Source organism: Variovorax sp. PBL-H6 (genome assembly GCF_901827155.1).
Classification (GTDB): domain Bacteria; phylum Pseudomonadota; class Gammaproteobacteria; order Burkholderiales; family Burkholderiaceae_C; genus Variovorax.
Genome location: NZ_LR594659.1, coordinates 3,459,066 through 3,471,858, shown reverse-complemented (window position 1 = coordinate 3,471,858; position 12,793 = coordinate 3,459,066). Strand labels below are relative to the sequence as shown.

Annotated in this window: 17 protein-coding genes; 1 reads left to right on the top strand and 16 read right to left on the bottom strand. The window is 63.9% G+C overall.

Features of this window, described 5'->3' with window-relative positions; genetic code table 11:
* Positions 1–130: 130 nt before the first annotated feature.
* The 11 genes from G3W89_RS16315 to G3W89_RS16265 form a co-directional block, all read right to left on the bottom strand.
* Entirely contained in the window at positions 131–751 is a 621-nt protein-coding gene (locus G3W89_RS16315; protein ID WP_162575168.1) for a hypothetical protein, read from the bottom strand.
* A complete protein-coding gene (locus G3W89_RS16310; protein ID WP_162575167.1) occupies positions 748–1,281 on the bottom strand; it encodes a hypothetical protein in 534 nt (177 codons plus the stop codon). The genes G3W89_RS16315 and G3W89_RS16310 overlap by 4 nt, the downstream gene beginning before the upstream one ends.
* 9 nt (positions 1,282–1,290) lie before the next feature.
* Positions 1,291–1,869, bottom strand: coding sequence for a hypothetical protein (locus G3W89_RS16305; protein ID WP_162575166.1), 579 nt, complete (start codon positions 1,867–1,869; stop codon positions 1,291–1,293).
* Entirely contained in the window at positions 1,850–2,110 is a 261-nt protein-coding gene (locus G3W89_RS16300) for a helix-turn-helix domain-containing protein (RefSeq protein ID WP_162575165.1), read from the bottom strand. Before G3W89_RS16300 ends, G3W89_RS16305 begins: the two co-directional genes overlap by 20 nt.
* 10 nt (positions 2,111–2,120) lie before the next feature.
* Positions 2,121–2,375: a helix-turn-helix transcriptional regulator gene (locus tag G3W89_RS16295; RefSeq protein ID WP_197893563.1), complete on the bottom strand. Its 255-nt coding sequence runs from the start codon at positions 2,373–2,375 to the stop codon at positions 2,121–2,123.
* 171 nt (positions 2,376–2,546) lie between these two features.
* Complete coding sequence (locus tag G3W89_RS16290; protein WP_162575164.1) at positions 2,547–3,278, bottom strand: hypothetical protein; 732 nt, start codon at positions 3,276–3,278, stop codon at positions 2,547–2,549.
* Between the two features lie 5 nt (positions 3,279–3,283).
* Positions 3,284–3,502 carry a hypothetical protein gene (locus G3W89_RS16285; RefSeq protein ID WP_162575163.1) on the bottom strand — a complete coding sequence of 73 codons (219 nt, stop codon included), beginning with the start codon at positions 3,500–3,502 and terminating at the stop codon, positions 3,284–3,286.
* Entirely contained in the window at positions 3,495–3,848 is a 354-nt protein-coding gene (locus G3W89_RS16280) for a hypothetical protein (protein ID WP_162575162.1), read from the bottom strand. The genes G3W89_RS16285 and G3W89_RS16280 overlap by 8 nt, the downstream gene beginning before the upstream one ends.
* A 119-nt stretch (positions 3,849–3,967) precedes the next feature.
* Positions 3,968–5,296, bottom strand: coding sequence for an integrase (locus G3W89_RS16275; protein ID WP_232076578.1), 1,329 nt, complete (start codon positions 5,294–5,296; stop codon positions 3,968–3,970).
* 283 nt (positions 5,297–5,579) lie between these two features.
* A complete protein-coding gene (locus G3W89_RS16270) occupies positions 5,580–6,311 on the bottom strand; it encodes a GNAT family N-acetyltransferase (RefSeq protein ID WP_232076576.1) in 732 nt (243 codons plus the stop codon).
* A 553-nt stretch (positions 6,312–6,864) separates the two neighbouring features.
* Positions 6,865–7,392: a protein-tyrosine phosphatase family protein gene (locus tag G3W89_RS16265; protein ID WP_162575161.1), complete on the bottom strand. Its 528-nt coding sequence runs from the start codon at positions 7,390–7,392 to the stop codon at positions 6,865–6,867.
* Positions 7,393–7,533: 141 nt separating this feature from the next.
* Here G3W89_RS16265 and G3W89_RS16260 point away from each other — a divergent pair, with 141 nt between their 5' ends.
* Complete coding sequence (locus tag G3W89_RS16260) at positions 7,534–7,728, top strand: hypothetical protein (protein WP_162575160.1); 195 nt, start codon at positions 7,534–7,536, stop codon at positions 7,726–7,728.
* Positions 7,729–7,791: 63 nt separating this feature from the next.
* Here G3W89_RS16260 and G3W89_RS16255 read toward each other — a convergent pair whose 3' ends face one another.
* The 5 genes from G3W89_RS16255 to dapE all read right to left on the bottom strand — a co-directional run bounded on the left by G3W89_RS16255 (position 7,792) and on the right by dapE (position 12,785).
* Positions 7,792–8,013, bottom strand: a complete 222-nt coding sequence (locus G3W89_RS16255) for a hypothetical protein (protein WP_162575159.1) — start codon at positions 8,011–8,013, stop codon at positions 7,792–7,794.
* 173 nt (positions 8,014–8,186) lie between these two features.
* On the bottom strand, positions 8,187–8,759 hold the full coding sequence (locus G3W89_RS16250; protein ID WP_232076574.1) for a hypothetical protein: 573 nt from the start codon (positions 8,757–8,759) through the stop codon (positions 8,187–8,189).
* A gap of 26 nt (positions 8,760–8,785) precedes the next feature.
* Complete coding sequence (locus G3W89_RS16245; RefSeq protein WP_162575158.1) at positions 8,786–10,744, bottom strand: ABC-F family ATP-binding cassette domain-containing protein; 1,959 nt, start codon at positions 10,742–10,744, stop codon at positions 8,786–8,788.
* Positions 10,741–11,607, bottom strand: coding sequence for a 50S ribosomal protein L3 N(5)-glutamine methyltransferase (gene prmB, locus G3W89_RS16240; protein WP_162575157.1), 867 nt, complete (start codon positions 11,605–11,607; stop codon positions 10,741–10,743). The genes G3W89_RS16245 and prmB overlap by 4 nt, the downstream gene beginning before the upstream one ends.
* Complete coding sequence (gene dapE / locus G3W89_RS16235) at positions 11,604–12,785, bottom strand: succinyl-diaminopimelate desuccinylase (protein ID WP_162575156.1); 1,182 nt, start codon at positions 12,783–12,785, stop codon at positions 11,604–11,606. The genes prmB and dapE overlap by 4 nt, the downstream gene beginning before the upstream one ends.
* Positions 12,786–12,793 lie beyond the last annotated feature (8 nt).

The window sequence follows — 12,793 nt, the reverse complement described above, 5'->3', positions numbered from 1 at the left end:
GACAGAGCCTTAGAGGTTTTGCCCATGCATTTCGACGGGCGGTTGATTGATACCAGCGGGTATAACCGCGCGCGCGAGGAATTGTTAGGGTCCGCCAGCAGATAAACCACTGGCGGACATACGCGAACAGTTAAGCTGCGATAGCGCGGGTCGTCAGGTAGCCAGTCGATGAAATCTTGAGGTCTTCACGCGTGAGCTCGGCGAGTAGCAGCCGGCCGCCGAATGGCTTGTCAGGGTGCATCGCGAGCAGGTCGGACACTTGCTCAGAGGCGATTGCACGCGCGATGCCGGGCGTCGGAAACCCGGTGGGCGCGGCCCCCCAGCTTTCATGCCAAGGTGCGTAGTAAGCATCAGTGATCTCTTGCGCCGTGAAGCCCGATGCATCGTGCGATTCGTAGGCCACGCAGTGCATGCCGCTGTAGTAATGCGAGTAGCCCACCAGTGCGAGCTCTACCTCGTAGATCGACTGCGTGAAGTGTTCCTCAACAGTCTTGAGGTGGTCCGTCGTCTGCTTGAGCAGATCGAACATGACCTTGTCGAAAGCGTCCATGGTGGTGAACGGCGCCAAGTGCAGCGCGGAAAACAAGACGTTCGTGAACACATTGGTCCCGCGGGCGGCAATCAACATGTTCGCATGCGGCAGGGTGAGCATCTTGCTGCCCTCAATGAATCTGCCGTCCTGCGTCTTGAGCTCGGTGTCGACGATGACCATGGCCTTTTGTGGCGACACAAAAACGTCGATGATGCTCATTGCGTCACCCCCTCAATTTCCACTTGAAAAGGCAATTCCGCAGGCCCTGCGGAATTAGAGTTATCCACAGGGGTCGGGGTGGTAACGGTTACCACCTTGGCCATCTTCGGAAATTCCGAAGATGCGGGCGTGTGGGGCTCCGGGTCGCTCGCCTTGAAGTCATCCACGAAGTCATCGACAGCCATGTCCAGCAGGTCGACCAGCGTGTTGATCAGACCCATCTCAAAGGTCAGATCAGCGTGATCCCAATCGGCACCCGTCTTGAACAGGTGTTGCAACTGCACGGCATGCTGACGTACCCGGAGCATGTTGCGCTTGAGGCGGTCGATGTCGCGGGCCTGCTCCGCCATCGAGGTCCGAGGGTCCGCACCGGGTGCGGAGGCTCCGATTAGGCCGAGCTGCTCGGCCAACAGGCGAACGTGCATCGGATGGATGTCCACGCAGTAGCTGTCGCCCATCGATTCGTTCTCGAGCCGCAGATTGCCGTTGGGCAGGGTCTCGATGTTCAGGTGCGGGATGTGTTCGTTCATGATGTTCCTTCAATGAGTGGTTGCAGGTGCAGGAGATGGCATCTCTAGATGGTGTCCGTCTGACGGAACAGAGAGATTGGCAAAACTGGCCTTCATTGGTCCGCTAGACGGAACAGGAGAGAGCCCCCCTGTTCCGCGAGACGGACCAATAGAGGGCGTCCCTGTTCCGCGAGACGGACTAAGGGGTGCGTTTTGGTAGGCGCCGCGTTTGAACGTGAGTGCGGTGCCTTCGTCGTAGCCGGGAAGTCGATCCAGCGCGCGCCACGTCACCGCGTACCAGCTCGCTTTGTTCGGTCGATGTCCCTTCACGGTCTCGTGAATGAAGCCGGCCGCGATGAGCTCGTGCTTGGCACGGTCGATCACTGCGGCACTCAGCCACCCACGCTTCGCCAGATAGGCGCGCGACGCGAGCAGGCGCCCGTTGTTGTCGCGCACGAATTGGCGGGCGATCTCCAGCAGCAGCGAGCGAGCTGGATGGCTTAGAGCGGCGTACGCGGGGCAATCGAGCACTGACCAGGGCAGCGCTATGAAGCCGCCCGAGTCACGCCCGGAATCGCCGCGCTTGCCGCTATTGCGGCCGTTGGCCATCCGGCTCGGAAACCAGCGTGTAGAGCGCGGCGCGCGGGTGCGTGTAGCCGTCGCGGTCCACCAGGGTGATGCGATCGGTGGTGATCACGTAGCCCAGGCGGTCGCGCAGTTCCTTGACGCGGGCCGGCGCCTGATAGCAGCCGAGCCGGCGCAGATCGTAGGAGGTCTGCGGGCGGTGCCGCAGCGCCTCAAGAATGCGCTGGCGCTGGGCTTCACTGTGCGTGCTCTTTGGGTGGTGCATGGTGGACACCTCAGGCGATCAGCGGGTTTTCCCAGAAGGACTGGCCCGCGTTGCTGGCGGTCTCCGCCTCCATGCGTGCGCGCCACTCTGCCGCGGCCTCCGCGCTGATAAGCGTGCGCCGGCCCAGCTTCATGAGGCGGGGACCCTTGCCCTGCTTGATGAGCTCGTAGAGGTGCGTGCGGCTGATGTTATGGCCTTCGCAAAACTGAGGAATGCTGTCGGCGGCGCGGGGCATGTACCCGTAACCGATTGCTTGCTTGTTCATGGCTGTTCGCCCTTTCACTAGTTGATTTACTAGCGTCCTCGCGGATCGCTGAAACGAGTTTCAAGCGGGGAAATCGGGATAGAACATTCCCCGATCCAGACGAAGAAAAACCCGCAAAGCCAATAGCCATGCGGGTTTCAGAGGCGGGGAACATTCCCCGGGGGAAAGAAACTACGGGGTTCCCGAGCTTTTTCGAGGTCCAGCCGGTTTCTTCCAGATGTTGAGCGCTTCTCGGACAATGGTGTCCCTGGATAGCGGGCCGCGCACGCCGCCAGTGCCCTCCGCGGCGAATCGTTTGCGCACCATTTCAGCAATGGTTTCTTTGCTCGGGTTGCTGCCTTCGCGTCGTGCATCCCATGCCTCTGTCGCATAGGTCCGCGCGATCTGCTTCCAGTCTGGTTCGGATTTTGAATGCACCACTGGCTTCTTCACCACCTCGCGAGCGCCGATGAGTTGGTGTGCCTCTCTAGCCAATGCTGCATTGGCTTGCTCTACCAATTGTTCTACCAATGACGTCACGGTCCAGGGCATACCAATGTCTGCAACAAACTTGTCTGCGTCGGCAAGCAGCACCCCCCAGTCGCCCAAGTCGTCTGGCAAGTCCGCCAGCGGCAGCAGCGTAACCGGATCGCGGGGCGTCACTCTGCCTTCGGAAGCAGCTGCAATCAGCGCAGCGCTCCATCCCTCCACGATGCGCCGCTCCTTGTCTAAATCAAACTCGTCGATGGCGCCCTTGATTAGCACGACGCACTCTAATGCGGTGGGCGTGTAGGTGCGCTCGATGCGGTGCGCCCAGTCCACAAAAGATGCCCGGCGGACGACGACCGGGCCGCGTTCCGTCTGCCATGTCCGCGCAGGACCTTCGCCCTCCATCGCATGAATAACCCGGTCGAATAGGTCCATGTTTGTCAGGCGCTGGGCGCCTCCTTCTCTTGCTCTGCTCGTTCGCGACGCAGCATTTCGTCGGCCTGTTGGTACGCCATCCGGCTGATCGAGCGAATGGTCATTGCGTAATCAGCATCGTCGGCATCCATGATCGTGTTGCCATATGAGGTCCAGAGGCCATTCAGGACCGCGACCGCGCAGGCGCGCCGGAACGCCTTGTCGCTGGCGCTGAGCTTAGCCATGGGACACCGCCTTCCGCGGGCGGCGTGCCGCCTTCTTCTTGGGCGGCCAAACCAACGTGAGATGCCGCTTTCGCTCTTGCAGATCGAGCAAGTAGCCGGGCGTGGCGAAATGCGTTTCTTCGTCGTCCGGCCTCTGGACTAGGTAGCCGATGCGCCGGTCGCGCCCCCCTGTGTCGGCATCACGAAACCAATGCAGCCCGTGGCCTTCGACGATGATGACTTCCTCGACGTGGTCGCCGAAGTCATAGAGGCACCGTTCGCCGGGCGCGAATGTCCCGAAGCTGGGTTTTTGGATGTCGTTCGACGCGCGGGTTTGCCTTAGAGTGCTTTGAACTGTCATGTCCATGTTCCTTTCCGAGGTTGGACGTGGGAGCCAGACGGTCGGGGTGTTGACGCACCCTGGCCGTCGCCTTTTTGCCTCAGCCATCTTGTGATCGATCACAAGATGCGCCCTGAGGCGCGGCGTCATGCTTTGCGTCTCTCCTTGATCGGCGTCACGTTGCTGGCCTGTGGCTGCGTCAGCAGCTTGTACAGGGTCTGCAGCGCCTTGCGCTTCTCCGCCATGTAGTCGTGCCCGTCATAGTGCCGAGCCTGTACGCCGGCCACGCCGTGCGACTGCAGCCGGCCGCGGATCTCTTTCGACACGCCGGCACTGGCCAGGATCGTCTCGACGCCCGAGCGGATGCGCTTCGCCTGAAAGTCGGCGATGGTGTCCCCGGCCGCTTCCACGGCCCAAGCGCTCAGCGATGTGGCCGCAACATGGGTTTCTCCGCCGTCGGTCGACAGGGCGAACTCGCCGGTGGGCTTGCACTCGGCCAGCGCCTTGGCTGCGTCCTTCGTAAGCGGCACCGTGTGCGGCCGCGGCGGGCGGCCCGGCCGGCCCTTACCGTCATGCAGCAGGATGGTGTCGGCGGTGCAGTTGGCGGTACGCAGGTTCACCAGTTGCTCGATGCGCTGGCCGCCCGTGAGCAGATGCAGGCGCAGCAGCGCACCTTTGAAGCCGGGCAGGTCGAAGATTGCACTCCAGTAGGTGCGGAGCTCCTGCGCCGTCATGGGGCGCTTGTCGGGCTTGTTCTGCGACTCGTCGGGCTCGGTTTCCGCGACGGGGTTGATGGAGATGCCGTAGGCCTTGAACGCCACCGGGATGCTCGGCTTTGACTTGGCCGCCTTGGCGATCTGGTACGCGGCCCGCGCGTAGCTGCGCAGCTTGTTGGCGGTGCGGCCCTTGCCCGCCTCGATGAGCGTCCGCATCATGTCCGCGAACTGCTCGCCGGTCACCTCCTTGGCCGGCATGGCGGCGATCTTGGGCCACGCCTCGTTGATGTGTAGCTTGAAGATGCTGCGCGCGTCCTTGTGCGAGCGACGGTCGATCGACTCCAGGTAGTCGCAATAGGCCTTGAGCAGGTTCTCGAGCGTGTGCGTGGCGGCCAGTCGCTTGGCTTCTGCTGCAGCGCGCTTCACCTCATGCTGCGCGGCCAGCAGGGCAGGGCGTCCGCCCTCGTCGCGGTGCCGGTGATGCTCAAGCGCCAGCGTTTCGGCCGCCCGCGTGGCGGCGGCGACGGAATAGCCTGCAGCGGTGGGCGCCAGACTCTTGGGCGAAGCGGACGAATCGTAGAGGCCGATCGACACCCGCTCGCTGGTGGTGCCGATGCTATAGCGCCAGTAGAAGGCGATGGCGCCGGTGGCCTGTTTGCGGGCCTGCAGCGCCCCCATGGGCTTGACCTTGCACAAGGTCGTGAACACTCCCGAGGGCATCTCGTTGAGCGTCCGTCCAGCAGTTTTCAAGGCGTCCATTGATCAGTCCGTTTGCGAGTCCTGGCACTGTCGGACTCGGGCCGTTGCCAGACCATTGCCAGAATTTTGGCGAATGGCGGCGACCGCCTACGGACTAATGTGAACGATGTTCCAAGGAAAATCAAGCACTTGCTGATGGTTGCCAGTTCGCTGGTGTTCGTCAAAGTGTGCCTAACAGGGACTTTTAATCCGTTGGTCACAAGTTCGAATCTTGTACGTCCTACCAGATATTCAGAGGGACAGGCTGTCATGGTCTGTCCCTTTGTTCTTTTCTGGGTGATCTCTAACTCTCCCGAAGCAAAGCCATCGAGTAGCTGTCTGCATACTCCCCATCGACTCGAAACGAACGCCGCTGGAGGCCTTCGACCTTGAAACCGACCCGTTCGTACAGCGCCTTCGCATTTGCGTTGTCGACACGAACCGTCAGCTCGATGCGCGTCAAGCCTGTTTCCCACGCTGCATCGATGGCCGACTTCATCAGCTTTTCGCCGAATCCGTGTCGTCGGGCCGGAGGAATGAGCCCGATGCCGAGAGTGCCGACGTGTGATCTCGCCTGACCGTGCGTCGGCAGCACGTCGCACCAACCGACCACGACGCCGTCCAGAATCGCGACCATCTGGCACCAACCATTCGCGATGATGGATGAATGGAAGGCCCGGCAGTCGTCTTCCGGCGGTGCCTCCGTGAAAGCGAGAAACCGCCTTTCGCGTGCCACTGTGTCGAGAGCGCGCCGCAATCCCTCGAAGTGCTGTTTCGCAATCGGCTCAATGGACAGATTCATCTGAATGCAATGGATGTTCGACCTCGAGGCGATTGTGACCGGGCTGCTGCCGAGTGGCTTGCACCTGGCGCGATGTCTGAGGCCCAGGTAGGTGAACGAGCGCTCAACGTCGTAACCGGGACTCTTGATCAGGTGGGGCGCAGAGGTCAGCGCCGTGCTGGTGCCCATGCCGATGGTGTAGCCGTCCGGAACGGCCGTGGGGCAGGGCGGGGGCTCCTGGTCGGCAACGGCCATCACCTCTGCTGGGCGGTGACTTCCGTGCGCCGCGCAGGGCGCTTCGCGGCGCACGGCCTGCCACAGCAGGTGCCTCAGGACGGCAGCCTCGAGCCCTCAGCGGCTGGTTCCACCCGCGGGTAGTCGACTTCCGCCGCTGAATGAACTTGGTGGTCGGCTCAACAGGGCCGCCGGTCCGGGTTCAACGAGGTCGAAGCGAGAAACCTCAGGTAGTGCTCCAAGGCTCGTTGTTCCGCCTCTTCCAATGACGCCAAGGTCTGGATCTGTTCCGGCGTGGGCCCGCTGCCGCTCCCGCACAGGCAATCCCCCAGTGACTCGATCAACAGCTCTCGCCACGCAACAGCGGCCGCCCTGCTGCTCACCAGCTTCGAGCGCAGCCTTTCCAGTTCTGCGTAGTCGGAGGTCCCCATACCATCCCGTTTTGAATAGAGTGCTTAAGTTCTAATTCGAAGATCGAGGATGGCTCCAATCCCGTCTGTAGGCAATCAGCCGAAAAGGAGGCGGGTGCAGAGATGCAGACGTGCATCTCCGGTCGAGCCTGTGCATGGCGCTCTCAGCGCTTGGGACGAACGTACGCGAGCGCCTTGAAGTCCTCGAAGGTCGGAAGCTCCCAATCGACCTCGCTCGAGAAGCGGTGGCTGTCCAGCCACGCCGACCAGCAGGCGAACTGCGGCGGCGAAGGCGCGACGATGGGACGCTGCTTCTTCATCAGGGCGAGCGCGTCAAGCGGCGCTTGGCCGCGGTGCACCAGCAGGCACAGCGCGAGGGTGGCAGAGCGGCCAATGCCGTACTCGCAATGGATCAGCACACGCTGTCCCTTGTCGAGGAATTCGTTGGCGAAACGGATGCCATGCTCCAGGTCCGGCATCTCCACCGGACGCATGTCGGTGGTGGGCAGGTGCAGCAGCGTGATGCCGTGGCGCCGAAACAGTTGCGTATCAGGCACGGCTTCGCCACGCAGGTCGATGACGGCCTGGATCCGGTGCTCGTGCGCCAGCAGCTCCGCGCAATCGGAGGGGTAGCTGCCGCCGACGGCAAGCAGCTCGGTGATCCAGCTGAAATTGGGTTGCCAAGCGTCCACGGAGAAACTCTAGTGTCATTGGTCCGGCGGGGGTGCAACGGAATACCACACCTGTCAGGACGCAGATGTAGGTGGACTTTGTAAACTAAAGCGTGCTTTTTTTCCTGGAATAGGCGGGCTGATGTAATCACAATGGATTACATGAAGAGCACTACCCAATCAACGACTCACGAATGGTGGAAAGACCATGCTGACCAGGCTGAGCAGCGCGCCTTCCTTGATTCATATCGGTCTGCCCAACGTGTCGAGCATGCCGTAGCTTGGCGCCGCAACGTGATGGTCGGGTTTCTGGTTCTCGCGGTTCCAGCCTTGGTGCGCCTGATCAGCACCTTGTGACGAGGGGCTCAGCGGCGCGGACTGCCGCTGCGCCGTGTGGGAACAGGAACGATCGGCTAACGATCAGTCTGCGTCGCCGCCCAGAATCGGCTGCGCTCCCGCGATTGCGGAAACGAGGCCGACGGCGCTTGCTCGCAGCAGTTCCTGTCTCAACGCGGCTTCGAGCTGACTGCGCGCGGTGTCCGGCCGATCGTGGTCGTACTCTTCGTCCAACTCGCAGTGCAGGTAGTAGTCAACCCGTGCCATGAGCTTTTCCACCGACGCTGCGAGATCTGTCTCATTCATCTGTTAACTCCTCACCTCGATCCCTGACATGAACCCTGGGCCGCCGTTTCATCGGCACCTTGCCCGGCATTATGAACTTGACACTCGGTCAGGCCGGATTTCGTCAGATGGTATGCCGTCGTCGTGTGGGGGCAAACAAACAGTTTCTGCCAGCCAAGGAGCGCCATGCCCGCTCAGTTGGAGCGCAGCCGCGCCCACAGGGAGCGGCTGCGCACAGCGGCCTGAGCCTCGATCTGCCGTTCGTTCCCGGGCGCGGATGGCGATGCAAGCAGGTGGCGCACCGATTGCGCCACCTGGACGCAATCCCGGATATGCAGCTCGCCCAGCGTCCGCAAGGCGGCGTACCCGATCGCAGCGGAGACCAGCTGGCCTGCGACGGGGACGTACTTCGTGGCCTGCTTGGCCGTCATGCGGATGCCGGCATGGCGAGCGAGCTTGATGAGCAATTCGCGCGTCACCAGCTTGCCCACCAGCAGGGCACCGGCTGCTGCTGCTGCTTGCTGGATGCGCTCGCGCTGATGAGGCGCCAATCCCTCGATCTGGGCCACCGAGAGACCGAATTCAGCGCTGATCCTGGGAATCAACCGCGACAGCAGGGCGGCATCGGCGGCCCAGTCGACCCCGGGGATGGGCACCGCGCTGGCGGCAGCAGCGATCAGCGCCTTGCGACCGAGCATGCGCCGGCTGCGCTGGATGGCCGCGATGAGGTGCGGATCACCGCGTGCGAGTTCGAGAGCCGACGGCATGGTTCGCCGGAGGCTATCACGTCCGGTCAGTCGGCGGCCAGAGTCTCGATCTGGTCCGACAGGGCCAGCCACCGCTCCTCGAGCCGGCCGATCTGCTCGTTGAGCGCCTTCAGGCGCCGGCCCGTCTCGGCAATCTCCGGCGCCGGGAGCGAAGCCGACAGCCGTGCCTCGAGCGCCGTCTTTTCGGCGCCGGCGGCGGCCAAGTGCTCGTCGATCTGCGCCAGCTCGCGCATCAGCGGCTTGGCTTGGCCGCTGCGCTGTTGGCGCTCCTGTGCGGCTAACGAGACTGCAGCCGTGACGGCAGCGCTCTCCGCCTCGCGAGTGGCCAGCCTGGCCTCCTCGCGCACGCGCTTGGCCTCGTCGAGCAGGTAGCGCTGGTAGTCGTCGAGGTCACCATCGAAGTCGCTGACGCGGCCACGGCCGACCAGCCAGAATTCGTCGCAGACCGAACGCAGCAGCGCACGGTCGTGGCTGACCAGCATCAGCGTGCCCTCGAATTCGTTGAGGGCAACCGCCAAGGCCTCGCGGGTCGCGAGGTCCAGGTGGTTGGTCGGTTCGTCGAGCAGCAGCAGGTTGGGACGCTGCCAGACCATCATGGCCAGCACCAGGCGCGCCTTCTCGCCGCCGCTCATGGTGCCGACCGGCTGCTTGACCATCTCGCCGCTGAAGTTGAAGCTGCCGAGGAAGCCGCGCAGGTCCTGCTCGCCGGTGCGCTCGCGGGCATTGGGCCCGAGCTCGCGCGCCATGCGCACCATGTGCTCCAGCGGCGTGTCTTGCGGACGCAGCACGTCGAGCTCCTGCTGCGCGAAGTAGCCGATGTTGAGGCCCTTGCCCTCGGTCACCGTGCCGGCGAGCGCGCCCATTTCACGTGCGATCGTCTTCACCAGCGTCGATTTGCCTTGGCCATTGGCGCCCAGGATGCCGATGCGCTGGCCGGCCAGCACCGAGCGGTTGACGCCGGTCAGGATGGTCCTGGGAGGCCCATCGTCCTGACGGTAGCCGAAGCTCGCAGCGCCGATCGTGAGCATCGGGTTGGGAATGTTCCCGGGCTCCTTGAACTCGAAACTGAAGTCGGCCTCGGCCAGCAGCGGCGCGACCTTTTCCATGCGTTCCAGCGCCTTCACCCGGCTCTGGGCCTGCTTGGCCTTGCTGGCCTTGGCCTTGAAACGGTCGATGAACTTCTGGAGGTGGGCAATCTTGTCCTGCTGCTTGGCAAAGGCAGACTGCTGCAGCTCCAGCTGCTGCGCGCGCAGCGTCTCGAAGGCGCTGTAGTTGCCGCCGTACCGGGTGAGCTGCTCGTGCGCGATGTGCAGTGTGACGTCGGTCACGGCATCGAGGAATTCGCGGTCGTGGCTGATCACGATCATCGTGCCGGCATATTTTTGCAACCAGGCTTCGAGCCAGACCAGGGCATCCAGGTCCAGGTGGTTGGTTGGTTCGTCGAGCAGCAGGAGATCGCTCGGGCACATCAGTGCGCGCGCCAGCTGCAGGCGCATGCGCCAGCCGCCGGAGAAACTGTTGACCGGCTGCCCGAGTTCCTGGACCTTGAAGCCCAGGCCGAGGATCAGCGCCTGCGCGCGTGGCGCCGCGTCGTGTTCACCGGCGTCGTGCAGGTCGGTGTAGGCGTGGGCAAGGGCCATCCCGATGTCGGGGTCGTCCGGATCGGCGGCATGGCCGGCCTCGGCGAGCGCGAGCGCCTCACGCAGTTCCACCAGGCGGGTGTCGCCACCGACCACGAAATCGGTTGCCGACTCCTCCGTTTCGGGCATGTTCTGAGCGACCTGGGCCAGCCGCCAGGACGGCGGTACCGAGAAATCTCCGCCGTCCTCGTGCAGCGTGCCGTTGAAGAGTGCGAACAAGGTGGACTTGCCGGCGCCGTTGCGCCCCACGAGCCCGACCTTCTCGCCGGGATTGATGGTGACGCTGGCGCCGTTCAGCAGCACCTTGGCGCTGCGGCGCAGGATGACGTTCTTGAGGGTAATCATGAAAGAAGGGAGCTGCGGGTGACGAGCAGCACCTGGTCTTCGCCGGCGCTGGTGTCGAGCCACACCACCTCGAGTTTGGGGAACGCTGCCTCGAAATGCACGCGCTCGTTGCCGATTTCCAGGACCAGCACGGCGTTGTCGCTCATGCAGGCTGGCGCATCGGCAAACAGGCGGCGCACGAAGTCCATGCCGTCGGCGCCGCCGGCCAGGGCCAGCTCGGGCTCGGCGCGGTACTCGGCGGGCAGTGTGGCCATGCTCCGTGCATTGACGTAAGGCGGGTTGCAGAGGATCAGGTCGTAAGGTCCGGGGAGGGCGACGAGCCCGTCGGATTCGATCAGCCTGACGCGATCGTCCAGCGCGTGGCGCGTGACGTTGATGGCAGCGACCTGGAGCGCCTCGGTTGAAAGATCGGCCGCATCGACGCGGACGTCAGGATAGGTCAGCGCGGCCAGCACGGCGAGGCTGCCGTTGCCGGTGCACAGGTCCAGCACCTGCTGCGTGTGCTCGCCGAGCCAGGGGTCGATGGTTCCGTCGGCCAGCAGCTCGGCGATGAAGCTGCGCGGGACGATGGTCCGCTCGTCCACGTAGAAAGGAACGCCCTGCAGCCAGGCTTCCTTGGTGAGGTAGGCCGCGGGCTTGCGCGTAGCGATGCGCGCCGCCAGCAGCTCGGCCACCCGCGCAACGTCGGCCGGCGAGACCGGGCGTTCGGCTGCTTCGTGGAGGCCGTCGAGCGGCAGGCCCAGCTGCCACAGCACCAGCCATGCTGCTTCGTCGAAGGCATTGGTCGTGCCGTGGCCGAAGGCGACACCGGCATCGGCCAGCTGCTTTTCGCCGGCCTCGATCAGTTCGATGACAGTCGTCATTGACCTGCCAGCGCTTCGAGCCGATCCAGCGTGCGTTGGTAGATGTTCTTGAGCTGCTCGATCCCGGCGACGTCGATGTGCTCGTCGATCTTGTGAATGCTGGCATTCACCGGCCCGAGTTCCACCACCTGCCTGCAGATCTTCGCAATGAAGCGCGCATCGCTGGTGCCGCCGCTGGTCGAGAGTTCGGTCTCGATGCCGGTCTCGTCCCGGATGGCCTGCTGCACAGCGGCCACCAGCTCGCCGGGTTGCGTAAGGAAGGGCAGGCCGCCCACGGTCCACGACAGGGTGTAGTCGAGCTTGTGCGCCTCGAGCACCGCCTTGACCCGCGCCTGCAGGGATTCGGGGGTGGCTTCGGTCGAGAAGCGGAAGTTGAAGTCGACCACCGCACTGCCAGGAATCACGTTGCTGGCGCCGGTGCCGGCGTGGATGTTGCTGATCTGCCAGCTGGTCGGCTGGAAGTACCGGTTGGGGGCCGCGTCCCAGCCGCCCGCCGCATTGATAGCGACGAGTTCCGCCAGCGCAGGCGCAAAGGCGTGCACCGGGTTCTTCGCGAGGTGCGGGTAGGCGATGTGGCCTTGCACGCCGTGCAGCGTAAGCCGGCCGCTCATGGTGCCGCGCCGGCCATTCTTGATCATGTCGCCGCAACGCTCGACTGACGTCGGCTCGCCGACGATGCAGTAGTCGATGCGTTCCCCGCGCTCCGCCAGCGCATTGCACACCACCACGGTGCCATCGACAGCAGGCCCTTCCTCGTCGCTGGTGAGCAGCAGGGCCAGGGTGAGCCGCGGGTCGGGTCGGGCGGCCAGGAAGTCCTCGATCGCGACCACGAACGCGGCCAGGGAAGTCTTCATGTCGCAGGCGCCGCGGCCGTAGAGATTGCCGTCGAGGTGGGTGGGCGTGAAAGGATGGCTCGTCCACTGCTCCAGCGGCCCGGTGGGCACCACGTCGGTGTGGCCGGCGAAGGCCAGCGTGCGGGCGGCCTCGGCGCCCGCGCTGCCCTGACGCACGGCCCACAGGTTGGTCACGCGGAAGTCGGCGGGTCCGCTTTCGAGAGTCTCCAGCCTGAAGCCCAGCCGCACGAGCCGCTCGCCGAGGATCTGCTGGCAACCCGCGTCGTCTGGCGTGACCGAGGCGCGGGAGATCAGTTGTTCGGCGAGGTGCAGCGTACGGGACATGAAAAGAA

What these genes read in the sequence shown, in the direction of transcription:
- G3W89_RS16305 (WP_162575166.1), bottom strand. Translation starts at nt 1,869, where the DNA reads ATGGCCAACGGCCGCAATAGCGGCAAGCGCGGCGATTCCGGGCGTGAC.
- G3W89_RS16255 (WP_162575159.1), bottom strand. Translation starts at nt 8,013, where the DNA reads ATGAATGAGACAGATCTCGCAGCGTCGGTGGAAAAGCTCATGGCACGG.
- G3W89_RS16310 (WP_162575167.1), bottom strand. Translation starts at nt 1,281, where the DNA reads ATGAACGAACACATCCCGCACCTGAACATCGAGACCCTGCCCAACGGC.
- G3W89_RS16245 (WP_162575158.1), bottom strand. Translation starts at nt 10,744, where the DNA reads ATGATTACCCTCAAGAACGTCATCCTGCGCCGCAGCGCCAAGGTGCTG.
- G3W89_RS16270 (WP_232076576.1), bottom strand. Translation starts at nt 6,311, where the DNA reads ATGGCCGTTGCCGACCAGGAGCCCCCGCCCTGCCCCACGGCCGTTCCG.
- G3W89_RS16280 (WP_162575162.1), bottom strand. Translation starts at nt 3,848, where the DNA reads ATGGACATGACAGTTCAAAGCACTCTAAGGCAAACCCGCGCGTCGAAC.
- G3W89_RS16295 (WP_197893563.1), bottom strand. Translation starts at nt 2,375, where the DNA reads ATGAACAAGCAAGCAATCGGTTACGGGTACATGCCCCGCGCCGCCGAC.
- G3W89_RS16315 (WP_162575168.1), bottom strand. Translation starts at nt 751, where the DNA reads ATGAGCATCATCGACGTTTTTGTGTCGCCACAAAAGGCCATGGTCATC.
- prmB (WP_162575157.1), bottom strand. Translation starts at nt 11,607, where the DNA reads ATGACGACTGTCATCGAACTGATCGAGGCCGGCGAAAAGCAGCTGGCC.
- G3W89_RS16290 (WP_162575164.1), bottom strand. Translation starts at nt 3,278, where the DNA reads ATGGACCTATTCGACCGGGTTATTCATGCGATGGAGGGCGAAGGTCCT.
- G3W89_RS16275 (WP_232076578.1), bottom strand. Translation starts at nt 5,296, where the DNA reads ATGGACGCCTTGAAAACTGCTGGACGGACGCTCAACGAGATGCCCTCG.
- dapE (WP_162575156.1), bottom strand. Translation starts at nt 12,785, where the DNA reads ATGTCCCGTACGCTGCACCTCGCCGAACAACTGATCTCCCGCGCCTCG.
- G3W89_RS16250 (WP_232076574.1), bottom strand. Translation starts at nt 8,759, where the DNA reads ATGCCGTCGGCTCTCGAACTCGCACGCGGTGATCCGCACCTCATCGCG.
- G3W89_RS16300 (WP_162575165.1), bottom strand. Translation starts at nt 2,110, where the DNA reads ATGCACCACCCAAAGAGCACGCACAGTGAAGCCCAGCGCCAGCGCATT.
- G3W89_RS16285 (WP_162575163.1), bottom strand. Translation starts at nt 3,502, where the DNA reads ATGGCTAAGCTCAGCGCCAGCGACAAGGCGTTCCGGCGCGCCTGCGCG.
- G3W89_RS16260 (WP_162575160.1), top strand. Translation starts at nt 7,534, where the DNA reads ATGAAGAGCACTACCCAATCAACGACTCACGAATGGTGGAAAGACCAT.